Here is a 10,007-nt window from a genome sequence, read left to right as displayed (position 1 = left end):
GGCGCCGGACGCGTTCGGGTCTGTCACGATGGATCGAACGAGCGCCTTGGCCCGGCGGTAGTCTCCGTTTAGCGCCTTCAGTATGCCGGTGTGCGTCGCAAGCGCCTGTCTCGCTGCCGCGACGTCGGTGGACCAGGCTGCTTCCGCGACCTTTCCGTGAAGCGTGGACCGGGCGGTTTCAAGGGCGGCGACACTCTCGGCGAGATCGCTTGCCTGCTCGAGGCCAGAATCCCAGACGGTAGCAGCGAACGCCTCGGGACTGGCATCCGGAGCGGCCGCGACGCGCTCGCCCATCGTGACTAGCCGCAGAAGTCCTGCCAACGTGTCAGGCAGCGTCGATCCGCCCAATTCCTGGTTCAGTCGTTCTGCCTCTTCTCCCAACCGCGGGAGAAGGATGGTGAGCTGGCGCGCGCGGACGAACCCTTCCTTCGGGAAATCCGAAGGCAGCTCCGCGAGGCCGCTTTCCAGACCCTCCACCGAAAGCTCGACAGCGCCGTCGACGACATGTTCGGAGAGTTCCGACGACAGCCGGCCGAACTCGGCACCCGTCCAGATCAGCGACGAGATTTCCTTCTGCTGGCCGTCCCAGCACGATGCCGTCAGCGCCGCGGGCGGGAACGGCGGAGCCGCCGCCAGAACACGCGCTCGTTCAAGAAGCGGGCCAACTCCGTTGGGAGTGGAAGGCACTTCCGATTCCACGCCGGCCGCGATTTCCATGACCTTCCCGCGGAGTTCACTCACGCGCGAGGCTAAGGATTCGATGCGAGGAACCAGCCGCTCGACGGTGGTCGGAAGGACGACCTCGAGGCCGACTCCTCGCCAGGGATGCCGGATGGGAAGTCCTATCTCGTCGATACGTTGGGACAACTCCTCCAGCAGGCGCCTGCGCACGGCAACGCCGTCGGCCGTCCAGTCCGTGGAGCCAGCCAAGTGAATGTCGACAGGTCGTTGTCCCTGTTGCCTCAGCCGGGTCAACTGCCCCAATACCTGGTAGGGAGTTAAGCCGGATGGATGGTGAGCGACGTGCATCCGGGTGGCATGCGCATTCAGCTTGTCGCGAGCCTCGAGAACCCTGTTTGCCAGGGATGAGGGAAACTGCCCTCGCGGCGACCCGAGCTGCCAGGTCCGGCGGAGTTCCTCCAGCATCATGCGCTTGTTGGCCTTGTTGCTGTGAAGCTCGAGGCAGGCGTCACCGACCCCGGCGTGGTCGAGCCGCCGCTTGACCACCTCAAGCGCTGCCATCTTTTCGGCGACGAAAAGCACTGTCTTTCCGTCGGCCACCGCCGAGGCGATGACGTTGGCGATGGTCTGCGACTTGCCCGTGCCGGGAGGTCCCTGGATCACGAGGTCACGTCCACGGCGCACATCATGGATCGCAAGCGTCTGTGAGCTGTCGCTGTCAACGATGTGAAGCATGTCGGCAGGCGCAATATGCGGATCGATTGCGATGTCGTCCGACATCAGAGGTTCGCGTGTCTCGAAGCCATCCGACAGAAGGGAACGTATCTTCGGCTGGTCCGTGATCTGAGCACCCTCCGGCCAGTTCTCCGGATCAAGGTCTCGGTACATCAGGAATTTCGCGAACGAGAAGAACCCCAGCACCATGTCGTCAGGAAGCACCTCCCACCCGTCCTTGGTGGACACGGCGTCCGCGACTGCGGCGAGATAGCCCGCCGGTTCGAAGTCTTCCCCGGCCTCGAAAGGCGGCAAGGCGAGTTTGTGCACCCTGTCGAGGTAGGCTTCGAGAGAAAGGTTCGCCGTCTGATCCTCGGACCTTGCCCTCAGGCGGAACTTCTCCCCAGCCGTACCCCGTTCAAGCCGGACCGGCACCAGGATCAGGGGCGCGTACCGGATGTTCTCCTTGTTGTTCGGATCGATCCATTTCAGCATGCCGAGCGCGAGGAAAAGAATATTGACGCCCTGCTCTTCCTCGAGCGTCCGCGCATCGTAATAGAGATCGAGGAGTCGCCGCTGGAGACCAGTCGGAGTCATTCTTGTCTGAAGGCTGGTGTCAGAATGCCGCTTGGCGAAACCTCGCTCGTCAAGCTGTTCATCGCCAGGCTGCGGGAGCACCACCGGGGAATAATCGTCTTCCTCGTCGAGCGCGTCGGCCGCCTCCTGGCCGGATTTCGTCCGGTCAGGCTTTCCCGCGACGAAGGTGAACGCCTTCCCCTCATTTACCAGCAACCTGTAGATCTCCGAGGTTCGCTCGTCGACGATATCTATCGTCTTCGCGCTCCTGGAAAACCGCGGAACATTGAGCAGACGGTTACGGGCGGAAAGGTCAAGTAACTCTGTCCTGGCGCGCTCAAGCTTCTCCTTCAGTGGCAGGTCACTTTGGAAAACAGATTTTTCCGCGTCGTGCACTTACGTTTCCCCTCATTTTTTCGGACAGTAGGCCGACCGCAAACTTCGATGCAATTACGAATCCTATCGAATCCGTATAGATGCAGGCCTCGGCATCGACATGACCTCAACAAACCTCGGGGAAACGGTTATGAAATGAGCCGCCGGGTTCAGGAGGAAGAATGGCGGAACAGCACTACAGAGTGCGGGTCGAAGGCGACCACATCCGGAAGCTTGCCAGCGCGAAGCCGATCCAAGCGGTGGCCGAGCTTATTTGGAATGCAGTCGACGCGGATGCGACGCGGATCGATCTTGAGATCGAATCGGATCAGATCGCCACGCGGTCGGTCACCATCCGCGACAACGGACATGGCATTCCTCATTCGGATGTAGAAGCTCTGTTCGGAAAGCTGGGGGGCTCCTGGAAAGCACACGGCAGTCGCTCGAAGACAAAGAATCGCATCCTGCACGGAAAGGAGGGAAAGGGCCGCTTCAAGGCGCTTGCGCTTGGCCGAGTGGCCGACTGGATGGTCCGGTACCGAGAGGGAGACAAGCTCCTCGGCTATACCATCACTGTCATTCGCGACGATCTCGTCGACGTGAGCGTGTCCGAGCCGAAGGAACTCGATCCGGCTCTACGAACCGGCGTCGAAGTTCGCGTGACCGAACTCGACAGGTCCTACCGTTCCCTTGAACCGCAGTTTGCCGTCCAATCACTCTCGGAGATCTTCGCGCTCTATTTGACCGACTACTCCGACGTCGGGATCTTCGTCGAAGGAGAACGCCTTGATCCGTCCAAGCTGATCGCCAGCCGTGCCAAGTTCGAGCTTGCTCCGATCGTCGACGACGGCAGAGAGCATCCTGCTGAGATCGAAGTCATTCAGTGGCTGTCGGCTTCCGAGCGTTGGTTCTTCCTGTGTGGCCCCGAGGGCTTTCCCTTCCAGCGCGTGACGCCGAAGTTTCATACGCCGGGATTCCAGTTTTCCGCATACCTGAAATCTTCGTTCGTCACCGCTCTCCAGGAGCAGGGCCTGCTCGACCTCTCGGAAATGATCCAGCCCCTGCAGGTGGCCTACGACGAGGCGTCGGACCGCATCAAGGAGTTCTTCCGCACCAAGGAGGTCGAGGCTGCTCAATCAGAGATCGACAGGTGGAAGGCGGAGGAAATCTATCCTTACCGTACCGACCCGCAGAATTCCGTGGAGCAGGCGGAGCGGAAGGTGTTCGATATCGTAGCCTTGAACGTCAACCGGCATCTCCAGGATTTCGGCGAGCAGACCAAGAGGACGAAAGCCTTCCAGATGCGGATGCTGAGGCAGGCGATCGAGCGCGGTCCGGACGAACTCCAGCATATCCTGACCGAGGTCCTCGACCTGCCAGAGCGTACGCAGAAGGAGCTATCCAAGCTCCTGGAAGAGGCCAACCTGGCCAACGTCATCAGCGCATCGAGGCTGGTGGCTGATCGCCTGAAATTCGTCCACGGGCTGGAGGCTGTGCTGTTCGATCCTGAAACGAAGAACCTGCTCAGGGAACGCAGCCAGTTGCATCGAATGATCGCGGACAACAACACCTGGATATTCGGCGAAGAATTCAACCTCGCGGTCGACGACCAGTCGCTCACCCAGGTTCTCCGCAAGCACCGGAAGCTGATCGGCGAGGATGTCGTGATCGACCAGCCGGTGAAACGCATCGACGGCAAAGTCGGCATCGTAGACCTGATGCTATCGAGATCCGTTCCGCAAAACCATGCCGACGAGCGCGAACATCTCGTGGTGGAACTCAAGAGGCCGTCGGTGAAGGTCGGGGCCGACGAAATCACGCAGGTCCAGAAGTACGCCTTCACGGTCGCCGAGGACGAGCGGTTCCGTCATCTGAAAACTCGCTGGAGCTTCTGGGTGATCTCCAACGATCTTGATGCCTATGCCCGAAACCAGACACGCCAGAAGGGCAAGGCCAGGGGACAGGTCTTCCAGTCCGAGGACGGCAACGTCGAAGTCTGGGTGAAAACCTGGGCCGAGGTGCTGGCAGGATGCAAGTCCCGTCTCAAGTTCGTGCAGGATCACCTGCAGGCGAATGTCGATAGGGAAAGCTCACTGCGGTACCTGAAACGAACGTACGAGAAATACCTGACTGGGGTCGCGGTGCCGGACCCGGAGGAAGAATCCCTGGGCGAAGAGACGGCAGCCGTTTGATCCCAGGCCGACAGAGCGCACGACCTAGGCCTTCCTTCCTCACTCTCCTTCCGCACATAGCCGATGTGTCGCTGACGGCCTCGTCGTCACAGCGAACTCGACCGCCATCTAAAACTTGCCTCATCCAGTCAAGAACACAACTTTGCATCTGGCAGAAACACAACTTTGGGTGTGGAATTTCTTCCTATTCTAAACGTCAACAATTTCAATTAGATCTGGAGGGGCAGGTACACAACTTTGCGGAAGCGCTCACCTACTCGTGTAGGGATCCGCAAAGTTTTGCCCCTACAAGCCATTGTTCCACCCCTAGACCGCATACGGCCTGGGTAGCGAGGCCGAAGCAGCCTCGAACACACACCATCCCTCCCCGGGTCGTTTCGATCCGGGGAAATTCCTCAAGGAACAAAACGGGATCGCAGAAGAGGGAGTTCAATGTCGGACGATTCCATCGCACCGCTGAGGCCGTACCGGGTGCTATGCATCGACGGCGGCGGAATGCGTGGCATCTACACGGCCGCTTTCTTGGACCGCCTTCTTCATCACTACTCGGTCATTAGGCAGGTCGATGCTCTCGATATCGGAAAGGGATTCGACCTTATCAGCGGTACCAGCACCGGTGCGATCTTGGCGTGCGCTGCAGCTGTGGGGCGTCCCATGTCCGAGGTGGTGGAACTTTACGAAAAGAACGGCCGAAAAATCTTTCCACATCGGATCAGACCTGGTGCCCTCAGCCCGATTTTTCGCATCTTTTCAGGTCTGTGGTCCGACGAACTAGTTCGTACGGGCGACGAAGCGCTCCGAGCAGCTTTGGACGAGTACCTTGAAGACGTGACGATGAGAACGGTGTTCGAGCGGCGCGGCATATCGCTTTCGATTCCGACCGTTTCGATGGAGTCGCATCGACCATGGGTGTTCAAGAAGACGCCGAAGAGCGGGGTCAGGGACGACAACTATCGGCTCTCGGACGTCTGCCTCGCGTCCAGTGCAGCTCCGATCTTCCGATCGCTGGCTGCAATCAAGAACCCGGATCAGGGCACCGATAACTATCGCATCTTCGCTGATGGCGGACTATGGGCGAACAACCCGGTGCTCGTGGGTCTGATCGATGCACTGCAATGCGCCGCTGATGGTCAGGAGATTGAAATCTTTTCGATCGGGAACGTATCGCGACCTGAAGGCGAACAGATTGCTCCGCGCGACGTCCATCGATCGATGGCGAAGTGGCAGTTCGGAGCGGCGATCGGCCCACTCTCTATCGATGCCCAGGAGAAGTCTTACGACGACATGGCCCGGTTCCTTGCCGGACAGTTCACAAAGCTCGGGCGCAAGGTGACTCACACCCGCATTCCGCAGCAGAAGGTTGCGGCAACAATGATGCCGTTTCTAGGCCTCGATGACAGCCGGAAGCGCGCCCTGAAGGCTCTCATCAATCAAGGACACGAAGACGCCGATCTCGTGAAAAGCATGTGCGATCGCCCGGACCATCCGGAGGGCCGGATGATCCACAAGCTCTTGAACGAAATACCGCCAATGGTGAAGACCGGCATCCCTATGGAGACGTACCGATGAAGGACTGTCATACCCAAGTCTTCAAGTATCAGCGCAAAGAGGTGAAGCTCTCGAACGAGGATCGGGACGACATAAAGGGCAAGGCAGACACAAACCGCCTACGTCTTAGGGGAGGCTTGGCCACCGACGGCAAGCCAACACCTATCGGAATGCACACGCAAGGTTCCTACTCCATGAAAACCATGATCCAGGAGAAGGACGGAGACTACGACATCGACGACGGAGTGTACTTCAGAAAGGAGGATCTCGTCGGGCCGCAGGGCGGTGAAATGTCTGCTCTGGCCGTTCGGCAGATGGTCTGCGCCGCGGTGCAGGACAAACGCTTTACAACGGCACCTGAAGTTCGGAAGAACTGCGTCCGCATCTATTACAACGAGGGCTATCACATTGATGTCCCCTCATACCGGAAAATCCAAATCAAGGACCCGGTTTCCGGTGAACTGAAGACCGGGTGGGAATTGGCCAGTTCGGATTGGAAGCGTTCCGATGCGCGAGCGGTTACAAAGTGGTTCATCGGCGCCAACAGCATCAAATGCTCGGATTCGAGCAAAGATGGCAACAGCGGCCAGTTTGTGCGGATGGCCCGCCTCATGAAGAGGTTCGCGAAAAGCCGCGCGTCATGGCGGTCACAAACAACCTCTGGGTTCGCAATCTCTAGGTTGGTTGAATATTGCTACCTTCAGGACGAGGACCGAGACGACCGATGCTTCCGTTCCCTTATGCGGGAAATCTCCAACCGCCTCGCGTATGATGACGAAATTGGGCACCCAACCCTTTCCGGCGAGAACATCGTGGACAGCGGGAACTCAAAGGTGGCGTTCTTCAAGAAGTGCATTGATGAAAATCTGAAGCACCTTGAAGTGCTCGATGATGACGACTGTAGCCACGAGGCCGCGATGTCCGCTTGGGCTCGTGTCTTCAATACCGATTGGTTCGAGGAGCAACCGGATCCGGACGACGAGAAGAAGCTCGATTCCAGCATCACCGGCCCCTTCGTCAAGAAGGGTGAGACCCGGTACGCCTAGGACAGATGCCGACCGAGTTCCAAGACGTTGATGACTGGTTTAGTTCCCTAGGCAGGCCGAACCTGGGAAAGCTTCCGGCCGATCACGCGCTTATCCGTGCGTACGGCGGGCAAGGGTGGCGGCTGAAGACCATGGGCGTGATCGTTGCCGTTCTCGCTGATGACGATTTCCCGTACTCCAAGCCTCAGGCATTCGTCGAAGCATACGATAGGAAGCGCCCACGCCCCCACATCGAGCCATTGAAAGATGTCCCGGGATCCGCGCGTATTTGCATCGACAGCGTCGCACTGCCCGACGATCCGCTCCTGTCCATCAAGACAGCGGTGCACGAGGCACGCTCGCTTCTAAAGGCCAACGACAACGGCGAAGAGGACGAGGATTTCGAAAACGACTTCCGGCTCTATTGGCATCACTACCTGCCGGCAGGTGCCCGGAATGCAAGGCTATTGGGCTTGTCCGAAATTTCCGAGGGTGCCGGCGCCTGCCATCTCGCAGGCGATTCGTACTTCTGCTTTCCCAACAAGGTCAGTCTGCGCAGATGGGCGGTTAACATCGCAAGCTTGACCGTCAAGCGCCCAAGACGTTTCCCGATCGTACCACTATCTCTATTCCCCAGGCCCGACCGATATCCGCACGATGCGGCATCGTTGCTCACGTTTCTGGAGCGACACTCGACGCGCGGAATTGAACTTATCGCGGACATGCTGCGTGCTTGTCCGAAACGCATTCCGGTAGTTTTTAGCGGAACGGCCCCGAACGGCCGGACCTTCCAGGTTGCAGTTGAGCTATTGTTGAAGACCGATACCAAAGGTCGGTCGCCAGTTAGGGCGCACGCGCACTCTAAACTCTCCGACAAAGGGGTGTTCGACCAATACAACGTCTTTCCGTTGGATACCCGCGATATGGGCGCCGCCACGTCACGGATGAGCAACCGCGACCAGGCAGCAATGGGGAAGAAGGTTGTCGTGGTTGGATGCGGAGCGATCGGATCGGCGATCGTGATGACACTCGCCAAAGCCGGAGTGAGCCGCATTGTGCTGGTTGATCCCGATAGGCTGGGATGGGAGAATATCCGCCGTCATGAACTCGGTGCCGATAGCGTAGACGAATCGAAAGTGATCGCCCTGAAAGGCCGAATTCTTCGATCCGTGCCAGAAACCGAGAGGGTCGATGCGCTACCGATCCGGCTTCAGACGGCAATCCGGGAACGATCAGACTTATTGACGGGCATCGACCTTGTCGTATCCGCCACGGGGGATTGGGCCTGCGACGCGTTCTTGGATCAGGCCCTAGAAGCGATGGAGACGCCTCCCCCCGCCCTATATGCCTGGACAGAGGCATTCGGCTTGGCCGCACAAGCGATCCTAATTAGCAGAGCGGGGACGAGGCTCACTTCCGGTTTCGAAATTGAGGGAACGTTCAAAGGGCAGTCCTCGCATACCGACCTACCCGCGCCGGATGAATGCGGAAACTCGACTTCACCTTTCGGGCAAATCGAGGTTTCACAAGCCCATGTCGTGGCTACGAAGCTTGCCTTGGAGTCCTTAGCAGGGATGCATGTAGGCGAAAACGTATGGCGCACTTGGACGACGGACAAACGCTCGCTTGAAGCTTCTGAGGGCCGTTGGACACAATGGTGGCTGGATCATCATGGCACGCCGCCGGACGAGGGCGGTTTCTGGAGCGCTGCGTGGGATTTTTGATGGACGAGGTCAGCTTCAAGTTTGACGACCTCGACGTAGTGTTCGGTGTACGCGCCCTCGCCACTATGATGTCATATCGCCAGAAGAACTTCTTCTCCAAGGAAGCCGGAGGTCAGCTCTTCGGTAATCGGCATCGGAAGAACTGGCTGATCGAGGTCGCTACTGGCCCAAGGCGCGGCGATAAGCGCGGCAGGTTCCACTTCTGGCCAGACCGTCGTGCGGAACAGGCCGAAATAGACTTACTGTATCGGGAGGGCCTTGAGTTTCTCGGCGATTGGCACACCCACCCTGAAGACATTCCGAGGCCATCGAATTCCGACATCACCAGCATCGAGAACGTGGTCCGGGCCTCCGAGCATTCGCTTCCCGGCATTCTTCTCTGCATAGTCGGACGGCTCGATCCGCCGGACGGATTCTGGGTCTCGTTTCATCGCGCGACACCGTAACTGTTGAGCCCGCAACAGTGGCGCAAATATCAGTTTCTCGAGGAGCTTGAGACCAATGCCTCGTCCAGCCGTCGCGCATCCCTTGGGATGAAGGATTCACGCCTCATTATGGATTCTTGAGCGCGCTGTTTCATCCGCAGAGCCTGGGCTCCTCATCCTGCAAGATCGACAGCAAGTGCGGGAGGACGATACGATCCGTTTCGACAAGGCTGCCTGCGAGACGCTGGAGTACATCCACGTTTTCTTGGATGACCGACCGAGCGCGCTCTGACTCCGCTTCAAGAACAGCTTCGACCCGATCCGCCAGTCGCCAATCCCCTCTCACGGCATTCAGAAGATCGTCCGGCTGCGCCAATGACAGGAAGGATTTCCGCGAGCCTAGGCCGAACGACAGTTCCAGCGCGGCTGCAGTGACTGTGGCCGAATGCAGGTCAGACCCCGGCATCCCACCCGCACCTTGTGAGCCCCCTCCAAGAATCATCTCCTCGGCCGCGATGCCGGCGAGATCCACGGCAATTTTGTTCCGTAGGGAGGACGCAGTCCCCGCAGCGGGCCACTCCTCTCGGAAGACCGTGACGCCGCCGACCGGGTGATCGCCCTCAATTTCTACTTCGGTCGAAATTGAGACTTCAAGTACCGCAACGCCCAGCGAATGACCGACCACCGGGTGACGTCCCTGGACGTGGTGTAGCTGGGTAGCGCGGTGGTCATCGGCGCTTTCCGGTA

The 10,007-nt window shown here is 58.9% G+C and carries 7 protein-coding genes; 5 read left to right on the top strand and 2 right to left on the bottom strand.

Going from position 1 to position 10,007, the window contains the following annotated elements; all coding sequences use genetic code 11:
• A partial coding sequence (locus EJC49_RS22720; RefSeq protein ID WP_126702219.1) for a DUF4011 domain-containing protein occupies nt 1–2,367 on the bottom strand: 2,367 nt, incomplete at its 3' end.
• A gap of 161 nt (nt 2,368–2,528) precedes the next feature.
• Here EJC49_RS22720 and EJC49_RS22715 point away from each other — a divergent pair.
• From EJC49_RS22715 to EJC49_RS22695, 5 genes are all read left to right on the top strand, one after another.
• Nucleotides 2,529–4,538, top strand: a complete 2,010-nt coding sequence (locus tag EJC49_RS22715; protein WP_126702218.1) for an ATP-binding protein — start codon at nt 2,529–2,531, stop codon at nt 4,536–4,538.
• A gap of 432 nt (nt 4,539–4,970) precedes the next feature.
• Nucleotides 4,971–6,107, top strand: a complete 1,137-nt coding sequence (locus tag EJC49_RS22710; protein WP_126702217.1) for a patatin-like phospholipase family protein — start codon at nt 4,971–4,973, stop codon at nt 6,105–6,107.
• A complete protein-coding gene (locus EJC49_RS22705; RefSeq protein ID WP_126702216.1) occupies nt 6,104–7,132 on the top strand; it encodes a cyclic GMP-AMP synthase DncV-like nucleotidyltransferase in 1,029 nt (342 codons plus the stop codon). Before EJC49_RS22710 ends, EJC49_RS22705 begins: the two co-directional genes overlap by 4 nt.
• A gap of 5 nt (nt 7,133–7,137) precedes the next feature.
• Nucleotides 7,138–8,835 (top strand): ThiF family adenylyltransferase, encoded by a 1,698-nt coding sequence (locus EJC49_RS22700; RefSeq protein ID WP_126702215.1) that lies wholly within the window; start codon nt 7,138–7,140, stop codon nt 8,833–8,835.
• Entirely contained in the window at nt 8,835–9,281 is a 447-nt protein-coding gene (locus EJC49_RS22695) for a Mov34/MPN/PAD-1 family protein (RefSeq protein WP_170314844.1), read from the top strand. Before EJC49_RS22700 ends, EJC49_RS22695 begins: the two co-directional genes overlap by 1 nt.
• Nucleotides 9,282–9,411: 130 nt before the next feature.
• On the opposite strand, the gene EJC49_RS22690 is transcribed toward EJC49_RS22695, so the two are convergent.
• Nucleotides 9,412–10,007, bottom strand: a 596-nt coding sequence (locus EJC49_RS22690) for a M41 family metallopeptidase (RefSeq protein ID WP_483458064.1), incomplete at its 5' end; no start/stop codon positions are given.

This window comes from Aquibium carbonis (assembly GCF_003970795.1).
Classification (GTDB): Bacteria; Pseudomonadota; Alphaproteobacteria; order Rhizobiales; family Rhizobiaceae; genus Aquibium; species Aquibium carbonis.
Note: the sequence above shows the minus strand (reverse complement) of the source record. Positions and strands in the feature narration are given on the sequence as shown.

What these genes read in the sequence shown, in the direction of transcription:
- EJC49_RS22715 (WP_126702218.1), top strand. Translation starts at nt 2,529, where the DNA reads ATGGCGGAACAGCACTACAGAGTGCGGGTCGAAGGCGACCACATCCGG.
- EJC49_RS22710 (WP_126702217.1), top strand. Translation starts at nt 4,971, where the DNA reads ATGTCGGACGATTCCATCGCACCGCTGAGGCCGTACCGGGTGCTATGC.
- EJC49_RS22705 (WP_126702216.1), top strand. Translation starts at nt 6,104, where the DNA reads ATGAAGGACTGTCATACCCAAGTCTTCAAGTATCAGCGCAAAGAGGTG.
- EJC49_RS22700 (WP_126702215.1), top strand. Translation starts at nt 7,138, where the DNA reads ATGCCGACCGAGTTCCAAGACGTTGATGACTGGTTTAGTTCCCTAGGC.
- EJC49_RS22695 (WP_170314844.1), top strand. Translation starts at nt 8,835, where the DNA reads ATGGACGAGGTCAGCTTCAAGTTTGACGACCTCGACGTAGTGTTCGGT.